The sequence below is a fragment of the Pseudaminobacter soli (ex Zhang et al. 2022) genome (assembly GCF_014595955.1).
Lineage (GTDB): Bacteria > Pseudomonadota > Alphaproteobacteria > Rhizobiales > Rhizobiaceae > Kumtagia > Kumtagia pseudosoli.
Genome location: NZ_JABVCF010000022.1, coordinates 39,897 through 60,930 on the forward strand (window position 1 = coordinate 39,897; position 21,034 = coordinate 60,930).

Consider the following 21,034-nt stretch of genomic DNA (forward strand, 5'->3'; position numbering starts at 1 on the left):
CGCCCGGGCCGCCGGTGGGCCGGGGTGGCAATGGTGCAGGGGCAGGCGATGATCAGGCCGCGAGGGCGCTCACGGGCGCGAGCGCGCGTTCATGTCGGCTAAAGGGCGCAGTAGGGACGGGCTCCCTCGCGGCGCCCAGAATGAAGTGAGAGTCCGGACGAACACCGGGAGGGTGGAGCGAGCGGTCAGGGAGAGCCGCCCCTTCCTCCGGCGTGGGCGTGTTGACCCGAATGATGATAGCCGATACATCCGGGCCAAACGTCCCGTCCCCTGTGAGCGTCATGTCCCCCGTGCATGTTGCCGTGCTTGCCTTTGACGGCGTGAGTTTGTTCCATTTGACGGTTCCCGAAACGGTTCTTGGAACGAGCTTCGCGTCTCCTGGCTGCCCCCTCTATAAAATCGATTACTGCGCCGTGACCCCGGGCATGGTCTGCACCGATACGGGGCTTCAAATCCGGGTGCCGGACGGCCTCAATGCCCTGGCGCAGGCCGATTTGATCATCGTGCCCGCGTGGGAAGATACTGAGGCTCGGGCGCCGGACGCCTTGACCGAAGCCCTACGCGAGGCCCATTCCCGCGGAAAACTCATTGTCGGGCTGTGCCTCGGGGCGTTCGTGTTGGGGGATGCCGGCCTGCTGGATGGCCGACAGGCGACAACCCATTGGGTGGCGCGCGAGGCATTCGCGCGGCGTTTTCCCACGACGAACTTCCGCCCGGACGTGCTCTATGTCGCAGACGGCAACATCGTCACTTCGGCCGGGACCGTCGCTGCCATCGATTGCTGCCTGAACCTGGTTCGCGAACGTCACGGCGCCGATGCGGCAAATCGCACGGCCAGGATGCTGGTCACGCCACCCCACAGGCAGGGCGGACAGGCGCAATACATCGAACAGCCCGTGCCACACTTCCCGTGCGAGAGCAGACTGCCCGGCGTTCTGGAATGGGCACTGGAGCACCTGTCAGAATCTCTGACCGTGGATGTCCTGGCGGACGTTGCCCACATGAGCCGCCGCTCCTTCACGAGGCGCTTTCGAGAGGCAACGGGGACGACCTTGACGAAGTGGCTGAATGCCCAGCGCGTCGTTAGGGCGCAGCAATTGCTCGAGACCACCGAGTTGCCGATCGAACACATTGCCCATGAAGTCGGCTTCGGGACACCGCTGTCGATGCGGCAGCAGTTCGCCGCACAACTGGGTACGTCCCCGTCCGACTATAGGCGCACGTTCTGCAATACCAGACGCGCGGGGCTATGACCGGGTGCTTGCCCGTGTATCGAACGCGTTGAAACGCTGGCGATACTCGCTGGGCGTCAACCTGACGACCTTGGCGAACACCTTTCGAAAGGCCCCCGGATCGGTGTACCCGGCTTGGCAGGCGGCCTGCGCCCCGAAAAGCCCGCCGCACTGCAACAATTCACAGGTCCTGCTGACACGAAGTCTCTGAGCGTATTCCGACGTCGTCATTCCCGTCGCCCTACGGAACCGGCGCAGACGCTCCAAGCGAGATAGCTCTGGCTCCGTCGCCTGAAGCCAGCGCTGCGCCTTGAGCACTGCCGCATCGCCATGCGCTAGCCGTGGGAAAAGACGCTGTTCACGTCTCGGGGGGTCGACCAGCAGGAACTTTGCCGTCTGCGCCGCGAGCACGGCGAACCTATGACCTCATTGTTCCCAGCGTAGAATGCATGTTGGCCCAAAACGAGTGATAGCTGTCTTACGGGTCAATTGCCGTAACTCGGGAAAAGGCCCAACTGCATCGCGGGAGAGGCGCGAGCTGCGCCACCAGAAATCGAGATGCTTTTGGAGACCACCAAATGAGTTCACGGATCTTCGGCATGCGCGCCGGTAACGCCCCGGTGCCCATTTCCATCCTCGATTTCGCCATGGCAGGTCGAGGCTCAATGGCGCGAGAGGCGTTGAACGCCAGCATCGAATTGGCCAAGTTGGTGGATCGGCGCGGTTTCAGCCGGTACTGGGTTGCCGAGCACCATTCCATGCCCGGCGTCACCACGTCATCGCCGCCGCTGCTGCTGGCGCGTCTGGTGGGCGAGACCAAGCGGATACGTCTGGGCGCAGGCGACATGATGCTGCCGAACTTTCCCCCGCTGGTCGTGGCCGAACAGTTCGGTCTTTTGGCCTCAATGGCGCCGGGTCGTATCGACCTCGGCATCGGGCGCGCGCCGGGTACCGACATGACCACCGCTGTTGCCTTGCGCCGCGGCCAGATCGGGACTGAGGATTTCCCGGCCCAACTCATGGAACTGCTGGCCTTCCTCGACGCCGATTTTCCTGCGGGCAATCCCTATGGAGGCCGCGTGAATGCCGTACCGGGACCGTGGCAGGATCGTGAGAACGGGATACCGCGCTCTTTCGAGCGACCACCCGTCTGGTTGCTCGGATCCTCCGGCTATTCAGCGCAGCTAGCTGCCCATCTCGGCTTCCCGTTCGCCTTCGCCGCGCACCTGGCCGATGAAAACCTGGAGATTGCGCTTGACCTTTATCGCAGCAGCTTCAGGCCCTCGGCCATTCTCGACCGGCCTTATGTCATTGTCAGTTCCGGCGTCATGGCGGCCGACGACGAACACGAGGCGCGCCGGCAGTCCTGGGCGTACTCCCACGCCATGATGCGAATGTCGCAGGGCAAGTCCTTCGTCGTGCCGACGCCCGAGGAGGCCGAGATCTATCCCTACACAAGTCGAGAACGGCAGATAATCGGGATGTGGGACGCCAAGACCATGGTTGGAACCGGCGAGCAGGTGGTCGAAAAGCTCAATGCCCGACAGAAGCTGACGGACGCTGACGAGATGATGATCTTGAACCTCGGGCATACCCCGTCCGCGATCCATCGCTCCACCGAGTTGATTGCCGACATCTACTGCATGCCGGACCGTGAGGGATAAGGTTCGCGGCGTGTCCCCTCAGCACCTATCGGACTTGCCGGATCGCCTCTTCCCGTCGCGGTTGATGATCGCCTGTGCGCTCGTCGATGGCGAGCGCTCCGTACGTGACCTGGAGGATACGCTGGGCATCCGCCAGCCGGGCCTGTCCCAACAGATCGCCGAGTTGCGCGAGGCGGGTTTCATAACGGCCGCAAGGAGTCGAAGGACATGTTCTATCGGCTCGCCGACGAGCGGATCGCCGAGTTCATGACCGAGTTCACTCCCCTTGCCTCCCTGATCGGAGGCGTGATGATCAGCCTGTCGGCCGTGCTGTTGATGCTGTGGGAGGGGCGCATCGCCGGAATCTCCGGCATCGCCTCACGGCACGATGACTGGCCGCATGTCGGCCAATCATCGTCACCATTGGGGCGCTATTTTTTCTGGGCGTCAGCCACTGTCCCGATCGGCTGGCAATCAGTCATGCAACGCTCGGCCTTGGTGTCGGGGCGATCGTCGACGATGAAGGCGTCGCGATTGTGCATTTTCAGTTCCGTCAGCGTCTTGGCGTTAACTTTGGCATCCGCCTCCACCAAGCCGTTGAGGTGATAGATATAGCCGACAACGGAATATACCTCTTCAGTGGTCAAGGATTGCGGGGCATCGAGCGGCATTGCCCTGCGAACATAGTCAAACAGGATCGGCGCGTAGGGATACATGCTGCCTGGCGTGAGGACCCGCGGGTTCTTGTCCATCGAGCCGATGCCGCCGACCATGGTCCCGTACATCGGCCCTCCCTCAGCCTTTTCGCCGTGGCAAGCCTCGCATCGTTCAGCGAAGACCTCCGCGCCATGAGCCACCGTCCCCTCGCCGGCGGGCAGCCCTTTTCCTGTCGGCGTCTGGATGTCGATGTCCCAAAGCGCAAGATCAGGTTCGGCGATTGGCTTGCCGAAACCGGAAGTTGGGGGATCGCCGAACGTCTCGGCGTGCAGTGTGGATACAGCCAGCAGAAGCGATGCGCCTGCAGCAACCATGATTCCGAAATTAGGCAATCGCATTGGTGACCTCCCCAGTCTGGCTGACGGCCCACGGGAATATCCCATTGTGATGTTGCACAAAGCCGGTGATCTCGCGAACCCGCGCCAAGTCCTCCACGGTCGGCTGGACATAGCCCGTGCTATCGACGGCGCGGCTCGCAATCTTGGCGGGGCCGCCCTCCCAGTTCCATCTGTAGCGGAAGCGGGTGAGGCACTTGTCCAGGACCGGGTCCTCGAGCTGTGCTTCCTGCCAGGTTCTGCCGCCATCGAGAGTGATGTCGACATTCGTGACCTTGCCATTGCCGGACCAGGCAAATCCCTGAATCTCGTAAAGGCCAGGACCCTTCAAGCTCATTCCGCCAGACGGGCTTGTGATGACCGACTTGCACTCCATGACCATGCTGAACTGCCGCCACTTGCCGCCCGGCATAGGGTCGGAATAGCGCGCCGTCTCGCCACGGATCTGATCCGGCTGATCGACGAGCTTGATGCGGCGCAGCCACTTTACGTTCGTGTTGCCCTCCCAGCCGGGGAAGATCGCACGGATCGGGTAACCCTGTTCGGCCCGCAGCATTTCGCCGTTCTGGCCATAGGCGAGCAAGGCATCGTCCATGACCTTTTCGATGGGGATCGACCGCAGATGGCCGGAGCCGTCGGCGCCCTCGAACATCACCCACTTGGCCTCCGGCTTCACCCCGGCCTCCGCCAGCAGCCAGGAAAGCGGAACGCCGGTCCACTGCGCGCAAGAAAGCAGGCCGTGGGATTGCTGGACGGTCGTCGAGGCCGCCTTGGTCCAATCGGTCAGGCCATTGCCGGAACACTCAAGGAAATGGAACCGCGATACCGATGGATACCGCATCAGGTCGCTCATGGTGAAAACCAGCGGCTGTTCCACCAGACCGTGGATGACCAGGCGATGCTGCTCGGGGTCGATCCTGGCCACGCCGTTATGATGACGCTCGAAAAAGAGTCCGTTTGGCGTGATGATGCCGGTCTGGTGCTGGAGCGGCGTCATGCTCCAGTCCGAAAAGTTTTGCTTGTTCACCAGAACGTCGGTGCGGTGGCGCTTGACGTGCTCCTCGAACTCGATCGGCATGCCATATCCCTTTTCCGGGATGGGGTCGCCCATGGCCATGCTGCTTTCGGGCACGGGCAGCGCCTCGGCCGAGCTTCGGGAGGCGCCGGCAACTCCCGTCGCCGCTGCGCCCGCTGCAATGACGCTGCCGCGCAGGAAGCTGCGGCGTGTCGGCTTTATTTGTTCTCCGGGGGGCGTGTTTTCCGCAAAATCGGCCGCCCTATCCCCTGGCTTCGCATTCGCGCGGCCTGGCTCAATCTTCAAGTCCTCAACCTCCATAGTCGCGCTCTTCGCAATCTCGCGCGCCGGGAACCTAGCGAGCTACGTACCTGTGTCAATGAAGGGGCGGACCATTGTTGGCTTCCGTCGCGGAACCACCCCAATGAGGTCAATGCGCTGCTCGACGAGGTGCGAGAGGCCGCGGGCGGGTGCTGATCGCCCGCTGGGTTGACATACCTGCATTAATGGCAATGGTCGCTCGCGACACGCACAGCGACGTGTCGCAAAATCAGTACATTTAGGAGAATTTGTCTTGAAGGCAGCTTACATCGCCACGCTGGCCGTTGGACTGGCTCTGCCGTTTTCCGCCTTCGCGGCGGATCACGAAGTCCAGATGCTCAACAAGGGCTCCGACGGGACGCCGATGGTCTTTGAGCCACTCGTCGTGAAGGCTGCACCTGGCGATACCGTCACCTTCGTGCCGACCGATAAGAGCCACAATTCCGCAAGCATGAAGGACGGCTTGCCGGATGGCGCGGAGATGTGGAAAGGCAAGGCCAACGAGAAGATCACGGTGACGGTGACAGAGGAAGGCGTCTATATGTACCAGTGCACGCCGCATCTGGGGATGGGCATGATCGGCGCAATCGTAGTGGGCAAACCCGCGAACCTCGAGACCGTCAAGGCGCTGAAATATCCCGGCAAAGCCAAGGTCACGGCGGAGAAGATCTTTGCCGAGATCGAAACGTCCAACGGAAGTTGACAAGGCGTTCTGCTCGATCGGCCACCTGACCTGGCCTCGTACTGGCCCTGTTCAAGGGCCAGTAATTCTGCAGCACTGCGTTTCCGACATGCCCACGCCGACACCACCGCGCCCGCAGCCGGGGCCTCGGCCAGGATGCGCGTCTTCGCCTCCGGCTCAAGCGGCCCCAAGGGAAACACGACTGCGCAAATAGGCTTGGGGACTACAGCCCATCTCAGTGCGGAAAGCATAGCCGTTATCATCGCACCCTATGAATGAGGGCTTTAGGATTCGACGCAACGATCCGGGACGGCTTGCTTGAGGTAGGACAACGGAACGGCCGCCTTCTAAGCTCGGATCCCAAAAGCCGACCGTCAACTCTCGGCCCGAGCCTGCCGTTCCGCAATGCGCCCAATATCAGCCAGCCTATCCCCCGAAGACATTGCTGCTATCAAGCCAATGACAATTTCCGATCGCTGAACAGCTAACCCTGGTCATAGGGTTGCGAAACGTTGACCAGTACGCATTCGGCACCATGAGAGCCGACGTTTGGGAATGGCACCCTTCCAAAGAAGGGCGTTTAGCGGGGAACCGGAGTTTCCTACCGGGCTCGATGCCGAAGCGCGTCGACGATGACATTGAACGCGGGAAGGTTCTGGCGGCGGCTCGGATAGTAGAGGAAATAACCGTCGAAGAAGGGCGACCAGTAGTCGAGAACTAGCACCAGTGAGCCCGACCTGATGTGCCCGTCCACGATGTTCTCGGGCACGTAGGCGATACCGTAGCCGTTCACGGCCGCGTCGATCATGGCGTAGGAATTATTGAAGGTGAGCTGACCGTCTACCCGCACGCGCAGCGCCTGTCCGTCCTTTTCGAATTCCCACGCATACAGCCCGCCGGCGGTCTCGTGACGCATGTTGATGCAGACGTGCCTGACCAGATCCTGCGGATGGTCCGGCACGCCATGCTCAGCGAGATAGCCGGGTGACGCCACAGCCACCAGGCGCCAGTCAGGGCCGATCCGCACCGCGATCATGTCCTTCTCGACGCTCTCGCCCAGCCGAACGCCGGCGTCGAATCCTTCCTCGACGATGTTGCGGAAGGTGCTGTCCAGAATCAGTTCGACGCTGATGTCGGGATAGGCTTTGAGCACGGGCTTCAACTTCGGCCATACGACACTTTCAAGCGCGTGGTCGGACAGGGTCAGCCTGACGGAGCCTGAGGGTTTGTCGCGGAACGCCATCAGCGCGGCGATCTCGTCCTCGATCTCGGTCATGCGCGGGGTGATCGTCTGCAACAGCCGTTCACCCGCAGGTGTTGTTGCGACATTGCGCGTGGTGCGCGTCAGAAGCCGGATACCCATGCGCCCTTCAAGCTGCTTGATGGCATAGCTGAGGGTCGACTGCGCCACGCCGATCCTTGCGGCCGCTTTCGTGAAGCTGCGTTCCTCTGCAACGATCCTGAACCAGGTCAATTGATTGAAATCCGTCTTCTCCATGGCGTCCCTGCAAAGCCCAGAGCGAGAAGATTAATCGATTGGATCGATTGGTCCAATCAAATTGCACCGGGTAATTGTTTCGCGGCGGAGAGCCTAAATCCCATCCGAACCCAATATCGGAGTAAGCGGAATGGTTTCCGTCGCGGAAAATGCGGGCAGCAAGCCTGATGCTGCCTGGGGCGCCGTCCTTTCGATGGCGCTGTGCGTGGCGATGCTGATCGCCTCGGAATTCATGCCGGTCAGTCTTTTGACGCCGATGGCCGAAGGGCTGGGCGCGACGGAAGGCCAGACCGGACAGGCGATCTCGATCAGCGGTCTTTTCGCGGTCCTGGCGAGTCTCCTCATTACCACCGTCGCCGGAACCTTGAATCGGAAATGGGTGATGGTGGCGATGACAGGCTTCATGCTGCTGTCGCTTGCTCTGGTCGCGGCCGCGCCGAATTTCGCGGTGCTGATGATCGGCCGCGCGCTGCTCGGCATCTGCATTGGTGGCTTTTGGGCGTTGGCGACAGCCGTCATCATGCGGCTAGTCCCGGAAAGCGACGTGCCCCGTGCGCTCGCCCTCATGTATGGCGGCCAGGCTATTGCCGCGGCCTTCGCTGCGCCCATCGGCAGCTATCTCGGCGGGATGTTCGGCTGGCGTGAGGTCTTCTGGGCACTGACACCGATCGTGGCCATCAACCTGGTCTGGCATGTTATCGCGCTGCCCTCGCTGCCGGCGCGCCAGAAGCAAGACTTCCGAGCCATGTTCGACCTGCTGAAGCGTTCGTATTTCCTGCGTGGGCTTATGGCATGCATGCTGTCATGGGGCTCGGCATTCACCATGTTCACTTACCTGCGCCCTTTTCTCGAGCAGGTGACGGGGGTGGATGTAACGGCGCTATCGATCCTTCTGCTGCTGCTCGGCTGCGCCGGGTTCATTGGCACATGGGCCGCGGGCCGTTTCCTGAAGGGTAACGTCGCCCCCTTCCTGAAACTGCCCGCTCTGGTGATGGGCGGAGCCACCGTCGGGCTTCTGCTGTTCGGTTTCTCCCCCATTGCTGCGGGTCTGTTCATGATGATCTGGGGGGCGATGAACACCATGTTCTCGGTCATCTGGATGACCTGGATGTCGCAGAATGCGGACGACACGCCCGAGGCCGCAGGCAGCCTGATGGTCGCGGCGATCCAAACCTCGATCCTGCTGGGCGCGGTGGTGGGCGGACTGCTGCTGGACGGCATTTCGATCCAGGCAACCTTTATCGGCAGCGTGGTTCTCGCCGTTCTCGCATTCGTCCTGATCGGGAACGGACAGCGCATGCTGAAATCGGCCTAGCCGCTCCCCGCACGAAGGCCCCAAATGGACAAGCATTCCACCCGAATTTCACGCCGCACATTGCTGGCAGCGGCAGCCGCCAGCCTCACCGTTCCCACCTTTGTTAGCGCCCAAGCTCAAGAAGGAACCGCCATGCGCCTCAGATTCACCTTCGCGGATCAGGATTTCACGGCAACGCTGGAGGACAACCCTTCGGCACGCGATCTCTTCTCGATGCTGCCGCTGGACCTGACCATCAGCGACTATTCGACCAACGAGAAGATCGCCTACCTGCCTCGCAAGCTGACCGAGGAAGGCAGCGGCCGCTTCGGCGAGGAGACGGTTGGCGACCTCTGCTACTTCGCGCCCTGGGGCAATCTGGCGATGTTCCATGATCCCTATAGCTGGTCGCGCGGTCTCCGGCTCGGCCGTCTGGACCAAGGGGCCAGGCCGCTGCTGGTGCGCGGCGAACCCCCGCTGCGCGTCGAAGCTCTGTCCTGATCCGAAGGAGGTCCTCATGGAGATCTATCGTGCCGGGCAAATGCCCTCCCGCTCCGGCCCCGCCGACTGGTTCACCGGCCGTGTGCGCATCGATGCGCTGTTCAACAGCGCCGCTCCCGATCGCGTGCAGGGTGCCGACAGCACCTTCGAGCCGGGTGCACGCACCGCCTGGCATACGCATCCGCTCGGCCAGACACTGATCGTCACTTCCGGCCGGGTGCAGCGTGAGGGCGGACCTGTCGAGGAAGTCCGGCCCGGCGATGTCGTCTGGTTCGAGCCCGGCGAAAAGCACTGGCACGGCGCATCGCCCCGGACAGCCATGACCCATATCGCGCTTCAGGAGGTCAAGGACGGCAAGGTCGTCGACTGGCTGGAGCATGTCACCGACGCCGAATACGGCGCCTGATCGGCGGCACCAACAGAAGGAAAACCCAGCATGATCAAAGACAAAGTCGTCGTCATCACCGGCGCTTCCAGCGGCATGGGCGCTGCGGCCGCGCGCCATCTCGCGGCCAAAGGAGCTAACGTGGTCCTGGGGGCCCGCCGCTCCGACCGGATCGATGCGCTCGCAGCGGAAATCACCGAAGCGGGCGGCAAGGCGGTCGCGGTCACGACGGACGTGACCAGGCGCGAGGACCTCAGGACTCTCGTGGACACGGCGGTCGAAACCTATGGCCGGATCGATGTTCTCATCAACAATGCGGGCGTGATGCCGCTCTCGCCCCTTGACCGGCTCAAGATCGACGAATGGGACCAGATGATCGATGTCAATCTCAAGGGCGTGCTCTACGGCATTGCCGCCGCGCTTCCTTACATGAAGGCGCAGAAATCGGGGCACATCATCAATCTTTCGTCGGTCGCGGGCCACAAGCTGTTCGGCGGCTCCGCCGTCTATTCCGCGACCAAGTCCGGTGTGCGCGCCTTGTCCGGAGGGCTGCGTGAAGAAGTCGCCGCCGACAACATTCGCGTCACGATCATCTCGCCGGGTGCCGTCAAGACGGAACTGCACGACCACATCAGCGAGAAGGACATTCAGCAGGCGAACAGGGAGTTTGCGGCGAAGATTGCAGTGCCCGCCGAAACCTTTGACCGATTGGTTGCTTCGCCATCAGTGAACCCGCGGACGTCGGCATCAACGAGATCCTCTTCCGACCGACGGCCCAGGAACTCTGACATATAACAAAGGAGACAGCCATGAGACAGCACGACAAATCTGGGAACACGGCAGAGCAGGCATCCGGCCTCGACTTCGGTCGCCGCAACCTCTTGAAATTGACCGGCGCGGGTGTTGCCGCCTTCGGCATGGCTTCAGGACTCGGCACCGGTCCCGCAGCACCGAGGGGATCGGCTCCACCTCATTTGCCGTCATCAGCCACGACAGGTGGGAACGGTCGCAACTGGCCTGGACGTACAGATCGTGCCACCGGCCCGCCGTCTCCGGCTCGAACAAGCCGAGCAGCACATCGTGCGCGTTCCCATTGTGCTTCCCCGTCCCGACCTTCTCGACCTCGTCGAGGATGATGACAGGCCCGGCGCATTCGTGCCGGCGCACGGTTGACAGGGGGAGGCTCGGCTCCCCCGACGACCACCGTCGCGGGGTGCCGCCCAGCGCGCCGTCGCTCATGCCTCCGCACGGAATGAGTTCGTAGGGACTGCCGAACTCCTCGGCGAGCCGGCGAACAAAGCGCGACTTTCCGCAGCCAGGCGGGCCTACCAAAATGGTCGGCCGGATCCTGACGTGCTGCCGCCCGACGAGTCCTTTGAGGATCTGGTCGACAACCGAGCTGGCGTAGGGGAATTCCGGCACCAGTCTCGATCGCACGCCGCGAGATCCGGAGTCGCGGGCAGAGGCAGAGGCCGCCCGTCGATTGCCTCGAACTCCTTCGGCACCTGCTTGCCTTGGGAGACCGAGGCGTTGCCAATCTCGCCCAGAACGACGACCGTGCCGGCCGGTGGCGCGTCGCCCGAGACGGAGCGCTCCTCATTCTCGACTGCAGGATTCGCGTCGGAACGAGCAGCGACCTCCTTCTTCGCTTCGGGCTTCAGCCGCTCGATCGCGCTCTTGAACGGATAGGAGTAGCGGCTGAGTTCGTATCTAAGCTCCAGCCCTCTTGGCGACCTGCCGTAAAAGCCGCCTCGCTGGTCCTCTGCGAGGTCGCGCGAGTGCGCAGCGCAGCTTAGCGCGCGCCACAGCATCCTTGGGTTGTCGGAGCTCTTCAGATCCTCGAATGCCAGCAGCGCCATCTCCCCTGAAATCGCGGCAGTTGCGTCCGGATCGCCGAAGCCAGCCCGGTAGACGAGGCAGCGACGGCGGGCCGCCTCGATCGAAAGCCCCGCCGTGTCCTCGACGGCGTTCAGCGCGGCCTCCAGCGCCACCACACCATGCTTGCTCGGCTCGACCGTGAGTTCCTCGAGGCAGGCGACAAGCGGCGCCAGGTCGGAACGTTTTCGCTTCCTGAGGCACCGGGCCAGCCGGTCGCCGAATTCTCGCAGGTCCTCGCAGAGATCGTTGCGGTAGAAACACATTCCCGGCAGCAGTTCCTCTTCCGTCGGCAGCCGCCGTCCCGCGGTCGCGGCCTTCTCCCGCCGCTTGAACAGGCGGTACTCGTGGGAGGTCTCGTCAGTCATTCGGGCCTCACAAGTGATCGCCCGACTGTCCGGCGGGACGCCCCAGCCGGTACCAGCGCGACAGCGTCCGCGCCCAGCATCTCTCCTCCGACATGAGCCAGACGTCCGAGGTTCCAATTGGCCTGTTCTCTCCCGGCAGCTTCGGATGCCCGGTCGAAACCCCCGAAAGACACGGCACCAGCCTGTGAGCAAGACGCCATCGGCCGAGAATTGGCGCCTCGCCGCTCGCCAGCGCGTGTCTGGGGACCTCGATGGAATTCAAGGAACCCAGACGGCGACTGCGCGAGATTTCCGAGGTGTCGCTCCGCGCGGTCTCGCCTCATACTTTCCGAACCCCGTACGGAAGTCCCAGGCGATACCAACGGTTCACCGTGCGAGCGAGACCAAGGTCGGTGTCCATGTATATGAGTTGACTGGTCACAATCTCGCGGCCATCAGGCAAAGACGGCTGTCCCAGCACATAGCCAGAAAGGCATGCGGTCCGACGCGAATACATGCAATGGCCCTCGATTGACGGCGCCGAACTCAGCGACCCCATCGTAACGCTGCCAGCCTCCATCTGATGCAGGTCGTCAGCAAGCCGCTGTGCCTCCCCTGCGTTCATGTAGATGAACTTCATGGAATCGTACTCTCCAAAGGCGCGAATCGCTCAGGCCTCAATTCGCCAAGCTGCCGCCGGCCAAGGACCTTAAGCCGTGTCCGGCGAGGGGTGCCGGTTCCGATCCCGGCGTGAATCGTCGAACATTCGTTGTGCCGTGACCGCATCCGTGAAGGAAAAACTCAAGGGATTCCTCCTGGAGAGAGGGGGCGAGTTTGGCATCATGCAGGCCGCGAGTTCGTAGGCGACGACGGTTAGAACGGGTGGGGGCTCGGATCGCCCTCTGGGCGCCTGATGTTACTTCACGATCATAAGAAAAGACTATTTGCTCACAAAGTGGTCTTTTTGATCACGCTCAGCGATTTTGTCAATAATGGATGGCCGACCTGCAGAGTTCGCCGGGCGAGCACTGTGCGATTTGCTTACATGATCGAGGAGGGCGTGGTGCAGTTCGGGATTTCTCCGGGGGGTCTGCGCTCCAAACCAGCGCATTCGGCATGCAACGGCAACGAACATGCAGGGCGCCGTGCGGCTCCCTGTTGTTCTAAGTGCAGCAAACAACAGGGGAATCGTGGTGCCGCTTGCGTGACTCGAACACGCGACCCCATCATTAAGAATCACGTTGACGCTGCGGTGCCCCCGCACTAATGTCCGCGCCCATGAAGACGACCCTCATTCTCGTAGTAGGAAGGCGCATGGGCAAGGCGGGGTGACCGCCGGGCGAAATCCACCCATGCGCAGAACGCAGGCTCCCACCGGGGGCCTTTTTTATTGCCTCGAAAACAAATAGGCCGGCAGGCGAAACGGACGGAAATCTCGAAATGACGAACACGGCAGGAAACGAGAGCGGCAGGCGCGAGATGACGGGCGCCGAGATGGTCGTCCAGGCGCTGAAGGACAACGGGGTCGAGCACATCTTCGGCTATCCCGGCGGCGCCGTGCTGCCGATCTACGACGAGCTTTTCCAGCAGGAGGAAGTCCAGCACATCCTCGTCCGCCACGAGCAGGGCGCCGGCCACGCGGCGGAAGGCTATGCCCGCTCCACCGGTAAGGCGGGCGTGATGCTTGTCACCTCCGGCCCCGGCGCGACGAACGCAGTGACCCCGCTCCAGGACGCGCTGATGGATTCGATCCCCCTGGTCTGCATCACCGGTCAGGTGCCGACCACCCTGATCGGTTCGGACGCCTTCCAGGAATGCGACACGGTCGGCATCACGCGCCCCTGCACCAAGCACAACTGGCTGGTGAAGGACGTCAATGAACTCGCCGCCATTCTGCACGAGGCCTTTCATGTCGCGACCACCGGCCGGCCGGGGCCGGTCGTGGTCGACGTGCCGAAGGACATCCAGTTCGCGCGCGGCACCTACGTGCCGCCGCAGACTGCGCCGCGCATGAGCTACCATCCGAAGGTACAGGGCGATCTCGATAAGATCAGGGAGGCGGTCGCGCTCATGGCCTCCGCCAGGCAGCCCGTCATCTATACCGGGGGTGGGGTGATCAACTCCGGGCCGGAGGCGGGCCAACTCCTGCGCGAGCTCGTCGAACTCACCGGCTTTCCGATCACCTCGACCCTGATGGGCCTCGGCGCCTATCCGGCTTCCGGCAAGAACTGGCTGGGCATGCTCGGCATGCACGGCACCTATGAAGCCAACATGGCTATGCACGATTGCGACGTCATGCTGTGCATCGGCGCCCGCTTCGACGACCGCATCACCGGCCGGCTCAATGCCTTCTCGCCGAACTCAAAGAAGATCCACATCGACATCGACCCGTCCTCGATCAACAAGAACGTGCGTGCCGACGTCGGCATACTGGGCGACGTCGGCCGCGTGCTGGAGGATCTCGTGCGGCTGTGGCGCGCTTCGGCGGGCAAGCACGAGAAGAAGGCGCTCTATCCGTGGTGGGAGCAGATCGAGCGCTGGCGCGCCCGCGACTCGCTCGCCTACAAGAACAGCAACGATTTCATCATGCCGCAGTACGCGATCCAGCGGCTCTACGAACTGACGAAGGACCGCGACACCTACATCACCACCGAGGTCGGCCAGCACCAGATGTGGGCCGCACAGCACTACCACTTCGACAAGCCGAACCGCTGGATGACTTCGGGCGGCCTTGGCACGATGGGCTACGGCTTGCCGGCGGCACTCGGCGTGCAGATCGCGCATCCGGACTCGCTGGTCATCGATATTGCCGGCGACGCCTCGGTTCTGATGACCATGCAGGAGATGAGTACGGCGGTTCAGTACGAGGCGCCGATCAAAATCTTCATCCTCAACAACCAGTACATGGGCATGGTGCGTCAGTGGCAGCAACTGCTGCACGGCAACCGCCTGTCGCATTCCTACACCGAGGCGCTGCCGGACTTTGTCAAGCTGGCCGAGGCCTATGGCGGTCATGGCATCCGCTGCGAGAAGCCGGGCGACCTGGACGACGCGATCCGCGAGATGATCTCGGTGAAGAAGCCGGTGCTGTTCGACTGCCGCGTCGCCAACCTCGCCAACTGCTTCCCGATGATCCCGTCGGGCAAGGCGCACAATGAGATGCTGCTGCCGGACGAGGCGACGGACGAGGCGGTGGCGAACGCCATCGATGCCAAGGGGCGAATGCTGGTGTGAGTTGCATGGGCAGTAGTTTCGAGAACTTGGCGTGCTTCAGCCGGCCAGACAACATCCCGCAGGAAATTCAATCATGAACGCCCAGCTTCAACCCACTGGATCCGCCTACTTTATTGCCGGCGAGACCGAGCGCCCGGAAACCCACACACTATCCGTCCTGGTGGACAACGAGCCGGGCGTGCTAGCGCGCGTGATCGGCCTGTTTTCCGGCCGCGGCTACAACATTGAAAGCCTGACGGTCTCAGAAACCGAGCACGAGAAGCACCTGTCGCGGATCACCATCGTCACCACCGGCACGCCGCATGTGCTGGAGCAGATCAAGCACCAACTCGAGCGCATCGTGCCCGTCCATCGCGTCGTTGACCTGTCTGTGCGTGCCCTTGAACTCGGCCAGGACAAGCCGCTGGCCCGCGAACTGGCCCTGGTGAAGGTGGCTGGCACGGGCGACGCTCGGGTCGAGGCGCTACGGCTTGCCGACGCGTTTCGCGCCAAGGTGATCGACGCGAATACCGAGCATTTCATCTTCGAGATCACCGGCGCGGTCGCCAAGATCGAGCAGTTCATCGCCATCATGAAGCCGCTGGGCCTGATGGAAGTCTGCCGCACCGGCGTTGCCGCCATGAATCGCGGCCCGCAGGGGATGTAGACGGCCGAGTGAACTTGTCACCGAGGCAATCGCGCGAATGACTTACCCTGAGAAAAGGGTCAGTATCGCTGCCATAAACCGATCGGCCGGCCGCCTGGGACTCGCGTCCGGCAGCTTGCGCCCCGTGCTGACGTAACCGGGCCCGCGGCCACTCAGAAGCCGACGTTCTCGTTGACGTAGAAGGTGTTGAGAATGGAAATGCGCGGCCGATCGCTGGTGGTCTTCACCGTCGGGCGCCCATGCCAACTCATCCTCGTCAGCGAATGATAGGCCTTCAGCACCACGAAGGCATAGCCGACATTGGGCAGGAACGGCAGCGTCTTGACCGGTTCGAGCCCGTAGGAGCCGAGATGCAGCAGGCCCTTCAGGGAGGCCTTGTAGAGAGTGGTACCGAGATTCCGCTGGCCCTCGTCAGCGGGGCAGTAGAGCTGCATCGTGACGACCTTGTTCCGCGTATCGGGGTGCGGCTTGATCTGGTACCCATCGGTGTCGCGGTAGAGGACGGGCTTGGCCACCATCCTCAACTGGTCCGGGCCGGCGACCTTGTCGCCGCGCGCGCGCATCTCCAGCCCCTCGCGAAGCTGCCGCCGTGTAGCGCTCTCCACCTCGGGCGAAGTCAGCATCGCCGAGACCGCGCTCCACATCTCGCGCACGCTGCCGTCGATCTTGTCGACGTTGTCGCCGTAGAGACGCACGGCCATGCGTGTGCGCTCCGAATTGATCTTGTTGTAGCCCTCGCTGGGGAGCGATCTGATCAGTTCGGCGTAGAAGGCGTTCGGGAAGAAGTCGCGGAAGAAGATGTGCGGATAGGGGTCCGAGAAACGGTCGGCCGCATCGATGCTCGTCACGGCATGGTCGATGAGATCACGGGTGAGGCTCGTGGGCGTGATCTTGGCTGCTGCAGTCATTTGTCCCCTGGTCTCCTACAAGGCCGACGAAGGTTTTCCGTCGCGGCGAGAAGGTGGAAGAACGCCGGCCTTCGAAGCCGCACGAATACTTCAATCTACTATACCGCATGCCGTCGCGGTTCAATCCTGAGTGGGGCACAGGTATCTCACCTATCCCCACCAGCCGCACTGACACCCGGCCCAATGGCTACGACATACCCAGAGAATGCCAGGAATGACCGCTGACGCCTTCTACGCTCTTCTTGTCTACGCCTTCGTGACTTCGATAACGCCAGGCCCCAACAACTTGATGCTGCTTGCTTCGGGCGTGAATTTCGGTTTCACGCGCACCATCCCGCACATGGTCGGGATCGGCATCGGCTTTCTCGTCCTGCTGCTCGCCGTCGGATTCGGGCTGGGGGCGGTGCTGACGGCGTTCCCCGGCCTGCATCTCGGCCTGAAGATCGCCGGCGGGGCCTACCTGCTCTATCTTGCCTGGCGCATCGGCATGTCACGTTCGATCGCTCAGGCCGGTGACGAAAGTGCCCGTCCGATGCGCTTCCTGGAAGCCGCTGCGTTCCAGTGGGTCAATCCGAAGGCATGGGTGATGGCTGTGACGGCGATGGCCGTCTACACCGATCCTTCCTCGCCTTTCCTGTCGGTGGTGCTGATCTCCGTCGCCTTCGCGCTCGTGAACTTCCCGAGCGTGTCGACATGGGCCGGATTCGGCACCGCTCTTCGCGGTTTCCTGTCTGATCCGATCCGGCTGAAGTGGTTCAACATCGCCATGGGCGTGCTGCTGGCTGCCACGCTGTGGCCGATGATCAAGTAGCCGACCGGTCTATGCCGACATCTTGCCCGCCGGGTACGGCCGTCCTAGGCTGAAGCATGGCTCACGACGACAGCGATCATCATCACGACAACGAACTGGACCCGATGGCCGCCCGGGTACGGGCGTTGGAGACCATCCTCACCCAGAAGGGGCTGATCGACCCTGCCGCCATAGACGTGATTGTCGATACCTACGAGACGAAGGTCGGCCCGCGCAACGGCGCCAGGGTGGTAGCGAGGGCCTGGGTCGATGCGGATTTCGCCGATTGGCTGAAGCGTGATGCCACGGCCGCGATCGCCTCGCTCAGCATCGCCGGCCGTACCGGCGAGCACATGCAGGCCGTATTCAACACACCCGATATCCACAACCTGGTCGTCTGCACGCTCTGCTCCTGCTACCCCTGGACGGTGCTCGGCTTGCCGCCGGTCTGGTACAAGGCGCCACCGTACCGCAGCCGGGCGGTCATCGACCCGCGCGGCGTTCTCGAGGAATTCGGGCTTCGCCTGCCGCAGGAGACCAGGATACGGGTCTGGGATTCGACGTCGGAACTGCGCTATCTCGTCGTGCCCATGCAGCCGGCGCGTACCGAAGGCTGGGACGAGGAGCGGCTGGCCGGACTCGTCACCCGTGATTCTATGATCGGCATGGGCCTCGCACTGGAGCCGCGAGCCGCATGAACGGGCCGCAGGACCTCGGTGGGCAGATGGGATTCGGCGCGGTTGCCCCGGAAAAGGACGAGCCCGTCTTCCATGCCGATTGGGAGAAGCGTGCGCTGGGGCTGACGCTCGTTGCCGGAGCGATGGGGCATTGGACGCTCGACGAGAGCCGCTTTTTCCGCGAAAGCCTGCACCCGGCGGACTACTATGCCTCCAGCTACTACGAGATCTGGATCAAGGCGCTTGAAAAGCTGCTTGTTCGCCACGGCTTCGTCACCGGCGAGGAACTGGCGCAGGGCAGGGCGCTCGTGTCTGGGACGGCGCCGAAGCGCGTGCCGAACGCTTCCGCAATTGCTGCCTCGCTGGCGCGTGGATCTCCGTACAGCCGTCCGATGGCAGCGCCGCCTCGATTCAAGCTGGGAGAGCGGGTGCGGACCAAGAACTTCAACCCGGCCGGCCACACGCGCCTGCCGCGCTACGCCCGCGGCAGGCTCGGCACCGTCGACGCCGTGCGCGATGGCTTCGTCTTCCCCGACACCTCGGCCCATGGCGAGGGCGAGCAGCCGCAGTGGCTCTATACAGTCGTGTTCAATGCCGCCGAGATCTGGGGCGAGGGCGCCGATCCCACCCTCACGATCTCCATCGATGCCTGGGAGAGCTATATTGAGCCGGCCTGATGCCGAAGTGCCGGCGTGCGGCGCAGCCGAGGCCCGACCGGGGCGCCCCGATGAGCCGGTTTTCTCTGAGCCGTGGCAGGCGCAGGCCTTCGCCATGACGCTGGCGTTGCAGGAGCGCGGCGTCTTCTCGTGGAGCGAATGGGCCTCGGCGCTGTCAAAGCAAGTGCATAGGCCGGATGCGGCAGCCGACGGCAGCGATTACTATGAACACTGGCTGGCCGCGCTTGAGGCGCTGCTCGCCGAGAAGCGGATCGCAGCGCCCCAACTGATCGATGAAATGACCGCAGCGTGGCGGCGGGCCGCCCATGCGACGCCGCACGGCCAGCCGATCCTGTTGGAGAACGATCCGGAGCGGGCCTAGCGCCGGTCGCCCTTGACAACTTTTGCTTCAACGGCGCGGGCTGCTGCCGCGACCTCCGCGACAGCAGAGTTCTACAGGCCTCAATCCCGGTCGACGAAGACGACAAGCGAGCCATCGCGTGCGCGGCGCGCCGCGACGGCGCTGTCGATCTCGTCCTGGGTCAAGTCGGCTATGCCGAGCGAGGCAAGATCGTCTCTCAAGGTCTCGATCGATATCTGATTCTTCGCCAGGGCATTCGCCAGTGCAACGCGGTTGTTGCCGCGCACCAGGTTCGACACGTCGACGACCGTGACCTGTGTGTCGACGGTGACCCCGTTCAAGCTGCTCTTGCCAGCCCTGATGGAGGAAATGACCGTGCCGAAATTCACACGGCCGATACTGGCAGTCGTCTCGTCACCGAGTTGGTCGTCGCCCACGGCCTGCTTCTTTACCTGGCCTGGCGCGTAGGCACGTGCACTGCGATTCTCGCTCTTTTGGTGGCCGGGCGCCTTGTCCCGGTTCGCTGCATTGGCCCGACCCTTGCCCTCGGCCTTGCCGTGCGCCTCCCCGGACTTGCCGTGGTTGCCGGAGGATCCGCCGCCCTTCTCCCCGGAACGGCCGGATGACTCGCCGCCCTTGCCATTGCCCTGCCCGGCATAGGCGATGGCCGGAACTGTCGCGATGAGCGCTGCCGAGAGAAGCGCCGCAGTCAATTTCTTGAGCATCGTATCGTCCTCGCTGATTGTCCCGCCACGACGTAATCTAACGTCTCAAGCTTTGTTGCCAAAGCGGGCTACGGTCCCGGCGGTACCCGGACCAAAGTCGAAGCAAACGTGCGGCAAAGGTACCCTGCGGGCATGAGGGGATGCAGAAATTGCTGCCGTGGATCGTTCATCCCAAGCGTGTGCGGACCAGGAACTTGAACTCCGCGGGCCACGCTCGGCCGCCTTTATGTCCACGGTAGCTTGTCACGATGTAGGCGATGCTGTCCGCGATTCGCGCGTACTCCAGATTTGGGCAGACCCAAACAGCCACATTGCCTAATACCGCCGAGCGACGAATCGAGAACCCATGATCTGTGGATCAAAGGGTTCAAAAAACTTGGTCAGATCGGCCGAAAAGCCGCATTGTAGGTGAGCTGGTTGTAATCAGTGCCTTGGTTCAGCCGCTTTTTGCTTGGCCCAGTCGGCTCTCTGCGATCCAGTTGATACCCGTAGGACCGCATGACGGCAGATATTTCCTCGCCGTCGCCTGGATTCACCTCCACGATGACGATCCGAGGCCTGAACTCCGGGTGACAGAGGGTGTCCGCCATCCCTTTCAGGATCGCAGGCTCATGGCCGTCGACGTCCAGCTTCACTACGTGCGGGCGTGGGATGAAGTCACCTTGGAGTAACTCATCGGCGGTCAAGGTCGATTTGATCTCCACCAAGGAAGGAACGAACGCAGTGTCGGAGACACCGATTGGTGCATTGATCTGTGCGCCGGTAGCTCCCGCTGTCGGGTCATCGTAGTACAGTCGTGTTACGCCGGTGACGTTGCTGAGCGGAGTGCTTATGAGCGACACGCGTTCGTTGAAGCGGTTGAGCGCCACATTGTCTAACAGTCGCGAGAAGTTGGCGGCCATGGGTTCGAAGGCGACAACCTTGCCGTTGGATCCTACAGCCCGCGCCGCCACCAGAGTATAGAGGCCGACGTTCGCTCCTATGTCCCAGACCACATCGCCTTCGTGTACCTCGTCGGACAGAAGCGACACCGTCATCGGTTCCTTTGTGAACAGGGTATACGCGCGACGGAGTTCGCGCGCGTTCGTGCAGCGCATGCGCACCGACCGCCGGCCGACCGGCAGTTCCAAGGTCAAATCGAAACTCTGCGATAGCCGGAAGAACAGCTTCGACAGAGCTTTGGCCATACGAG

At 62.7% G+C, this 21,034-nt stretch carries 23 protein-coding genes and 3 pseudogenes; 15 read left to right on the forward strand and 11 right to left on the reverse strand.

The genetic code is table 11. From position 1 onward, the window contains the following. Nucleotides 1-302 precede the first annotated feature (302 nt). Nucleotides 303-1,253 carry a GlxA family transcriptional regulator gene (locus HUI96_RS27110; RefSeq protein WP_337918659.1) on the forward strand — a complete coding sequence of 317 codons (951 nt, stop codon included), beginning with the start codon at nt 303-305 and terminating at the stop codon, nt 1,251-1,253. Here HUI96_RS27110 and HUI96_RS30375 read toward each other — a convergent pair. Further along, entirely contained in the window at nt 1,248-1,643 is a 396-nt protein-coding gene (locus HUI96_RS30375; RefSeq protein WP_188257823.1) for a helix-turn-helix domain-containing protein, read from the reverse strand. The genes HUI96_RS27110 and HUI96_RS30375 overlap by 6 nt on opposite strands. A gap of 167 nt (nt 1,644-1,810) precedes the next feature. Between HUI96_RS30375 and HUI96_RS27120 the strand changes: the two genes are divergently transcribed. The 3 genes and pseudogenes from HUI96_RS27120 to HUI96_RS29715 all read left to right on the forward strand — a co-directional run. Continuing rightward, a complete protein-coding gene (locus HUI96_RS27120) occupies nt 1,811-2,896 on the forward strand; it encodes an LLM class flavin-dependent oxidoreductase (protein WP_188257824.1) in 1,086 nt (361 codons plus the stop codon). A gap of 10 nt (nt 2,897-2,906) precedes the next feature. Then, nucleotides 2,907-3,145 (forward strand): annotated as a pseudogene (locus HUI96_RS27125) (ArsR/SmtB family transcription factor); the annotation flags it as partial. Continuing rightward, a pseudogene (locus HUI96_RS29715) lies at nt 3,143-3,259 on the forward strand (YeeE/YedE family protein); the annotation flags it as partial. The pseudogenes HUI96_RS27125 and HUI96_RS29715, both read left to right, overlap by 3 nt. A 47-nt stretch (nt 3,260-3,306) precedes the next feature. Here HUI96_RS29715 and HUI96_RS27130 read toward each other — a convergent pair. Further along, nucleotides 3,307-3,906 carry a c-type cytochrome gene (locus HUI96_RS27130; protein WP_210320348.1) on the reverse strand — a complete coding sequence of 200 codons (600 nt, stop codon included), beginning with the start codon at nt 3,904-3,906 and terminating at the stop codon, nt 3,307-3,309. 10 nt (nt 3,907-3,916) lie between these two features. Further along, the gene (gene soxC, locus HUI96_RS27135; RefSeq protein WP_237684414.1) at nt 3,917-5,248 is read right to left on the reverse strand and encodes a sulfite dehydrogenase; all 1,332 of its coding nucleotides are present in this window, start codon (nt 5,246-5,248) and stop codon (nt 3,917-3,919) included. Between the two features lie 292 nt (nt 5,249-5,540). On the opposite strand from soxC, the gene HUI96_RS27140 reads away from it, so the two are divergent. Then, nucleotides 5,541-5,966, forward strand: coding sequence for a pseudoazurin (locus tag HUI96_RS27140; RefSeq protein WP_425299312.1), 426 nt, complete (start codon nt 5,541-5,543; stop codon nt 5,964-5,966). 580 nt (nt 5,967-6,546) lie between these two features. On the opposite strand, the gene HUI96_RS27145 is transcribed toward HUI96_RS27140, so the two are convergent. Continuing rightward, on the reverse strand, nt 6,547-7,443 hold the full coding sequence (locus tag HUI96_RS27145) for a LysR family transcriptional regulator (protein ID WP_188257826.1): 897 nt from the start codon (nt 7,441-7,443) through the stop codon (nt 6,547-6,549). Between the two features lie 130 nt (nt 7,444-7,573). Here HUI96_RS27145 and HUI96_RS27150 point away from each other — a divergent pair, with 130 nt between their 5' ends. From HUI96_RS27150 to HUI96_RS27165, 4 genes and pseudogenes are all read left to right on the forward strand, one after another. After that, nucleotides 7,574-8,758 (forward strand): MFS transporter, encoded by a 1,185-nt coding sequence (locus HUI96_RS27150; protein WP_188257827.1) that lies wholly within the window; start codon nt 7,574-7,576, stop codon nt 8,756-8,758. A 24-nt stretch (nt 8,759-8,782) separates the two neighbouring features. Next, entirely contained in the window at nt 8,783-9,238 is a 456-nt protein-coding gene (locus HUI96_RS27155; RefSeq protein WP_188257828.1) for a cyclophilin-like fold protein, read from the forward strand. A gap of 16 nt (nt 9,239-9,254) precedes the next feature. After that, nucleotides 9,255-9,644 (forward strand): (R)-mandelonitrile lyase, encoded by a 390-nt coding sequence (locus HUI96_RS27160; RefSeq protein ID WP_188257829.1) that lies wholly within the window; start codon nt 9,255-9,257, stop codon nt 9,642-9,644. 30 nt (nt 9,645-9,674) lie between these two features. Further along, a pseudogene (locus tag HUI96_RS27165) lies at nt 9,675-10,411 on the forward strand (SDR family oxidoreductase). Here HUI96_RS27165 and HUI96_RS30380 read toward each other — a convergent pair. From HUI96_RS30380 to HUI96_RS27180, 4 genes are read right to left on the reverse strand one after another with little or no spacing between them, the layout of a single operon-like run. After that, entirely contained in the window at nt 10,371-11,060 is a 690-nt protein-coding gene (locus HUI96_RS30380) for an AAA family ATPase (RefSeq protein ID WP_425299310.1), read from the reverse strand. The pseudogene HUI96_RS27165 and the gene HUI96_RS30380 sit on opposite strands and share 41 nt — an antisense overlap. Beyond that, on the reverse strand, nt 10,949-11,866 hold the full coding sequence (locus tag HUI96_RS27175) for a hypothetical protein (protein WP_188257831.1): 918 nt from the start codon (nt 11,864-11,866) through the stop codon (nt 10,949-10,951). The genes HUI96_RS30380 and HUI96_RS27175 overlap by 112 nt, the downstream gene beginning before the upstream one ends. 7 nt (nt 11,867-11,873) lie before the next feature. After that, nucleotides 11,874-12,128 carry a DUF6634 family protein gene (locus HUI96_RS30385; protein ID WP_425299311.1) on the reverse strand — a complete coding sequence of 85 codons (255 nt, stop codon included), beginning with the start codon at nt 12,126-12,128 and terminating at the stop codon, nt 11,874-11,876. Nucleotides 12,129-12,185: 57 nt separating this feature from the next. Beyond that, complete coding sequence (locus HUI96_RS27180) at nt 12,186-12,485, reverse strand: DUF6634 family protein (RefSeq protein ID WP_188257832.1); 300 nt, start codon at nt 12,483-12,485, stop codon at nt 12,186-12,188. Nucleotides 12,486-13,285: 800 nt separating this feature from the next. On the opposite strand from HUI96_RS27180, the gene HUI96_RS27185 reads away from it, so the two are divergent. Further along, complete coding sequence (locus HUI96_RS27185) at nt 13,286-15,079, forward strand: acetolactate synthase 3 large subunit (protein ID WP_188257833.1); 1,794 nt, start codon at nt 13,286-13,288, stop codon at nt 15,077-15,079. A 73-nt stretch (nt 15,080-15,152) separates the two neighbouring features. Further along, entirely contained in the window at nt 15,153-15,725 is a 573-nt protein-coding gene (gene ilvN, locus HUI96_RS27190) for an acetolactate synthase small subunit (protein WP_188257834.1), read from the forward strand. Between the two features lie 152 nt (nt 15,726-15,877). On the opposite strand, the gene HUI96_RS27195 is transcribed toward ilvN, so the two are convergent. Then, nucleotides 15,878-16,633 carry a hypothetical protein gene (locus HUI96_RS27195; RefSeq protein WP_188257835.1) on the reverse strand — a complete coding sequence of 252 codons (756 nt, stop codon included), beginning with the start codon at nt 16,631-16,633 and terminating at the stop codon, nt 15,878-15,880. A gap of 214 nt (nt 16,634-16,847) precedes the next feature. Between HUI96_RS27195 and HUI96_RS27200 the strand changes: the two genes are divergently transcribed. Genes HUI96_RS27200 through HUI96_RS27215 form a run of 4 tightly spaced genes read left to right on the forward strand, consistent with a single transcriptional unit; the run spans nt 16,848 to nt 19,138 of the window. Beyond that, nucleotides 16,848-17,444 carry a LysE family translocator gene (locus HUI96_RS27200; protein WP_188257836.1) on the forward strand — a complete coding sequence of 199 codons (597 nt, stop codon included), beginning with the start codon at nt 16,848-16,850 and terminating at the stop codon, nt 17,442-17,444. A gap of 56 nt (nt 17,445-17,500) precedes the next feature. After that, a complete protein-coding gene (gene nthA / locus HUI96_RS27205) occupies nt 17,501-18,121 on the forward strand; it encodes a nitrile hydratase subunit alpha (protein WP_188257837.1) in 621 nt (206 codons plus the stop codon). After that, entirely contained in the window at nt 18,118-18,777 is a 660-nt protein-coding gene (gene nthB, locus HUI96_RS27210) for a nitrile hydratase subunit beta (protein WP_188257838.1), read from the forward strand. Before nthA ends, nthB begins: the two co-directional genes overlap by 4 nt. Then, nucleotides 18,764-19,138, forward strand: a complete 375-nt coding sequence (locus tag HUI96_RS27215) for a nitrile hydratase accessory protein (RefSeq protein ID WP_273033228.1) — start codon at nt 18,764-18,766, stop codon at nt 19,136-19,138. Before nthB ends, HUI96_RS27215 begins: the two co-directional genes overlap by 14 nt. Before the next feature lie 80 nt (nt 19,139-19,218). Here the strand turns inward: HUI96_RS27215 and HUI96_RS27220 are convergent, their stop codons facing one another. Beyond that, complete coding sequence (locus HUI96_RS27220) at nt 19,219-19,842, reverse strand: hypothetical protein (protein WP_188257840.1); 624 nt, start codon at nt 19,840-19,842, stop codon at nt 19,219-19,221. A 380-nt stretch (nt 19,843-20,222) separates the two neighbouring features. Beyond that, the gene (locus HUI96_RS27225; RefSeq protein ID WP_188257841.1) at nt 20,223-21,029 is read right to left on the reverse strand and encodes an FkbM family methyltransferase; all 807 of its coding nucleotides are present in this window, start codon (nt 21,027-21,029) and stop codon (nt 20,223-20,225) included. Nucleotides 21,030-21,034: the final 5 nt, after the last annotated feature.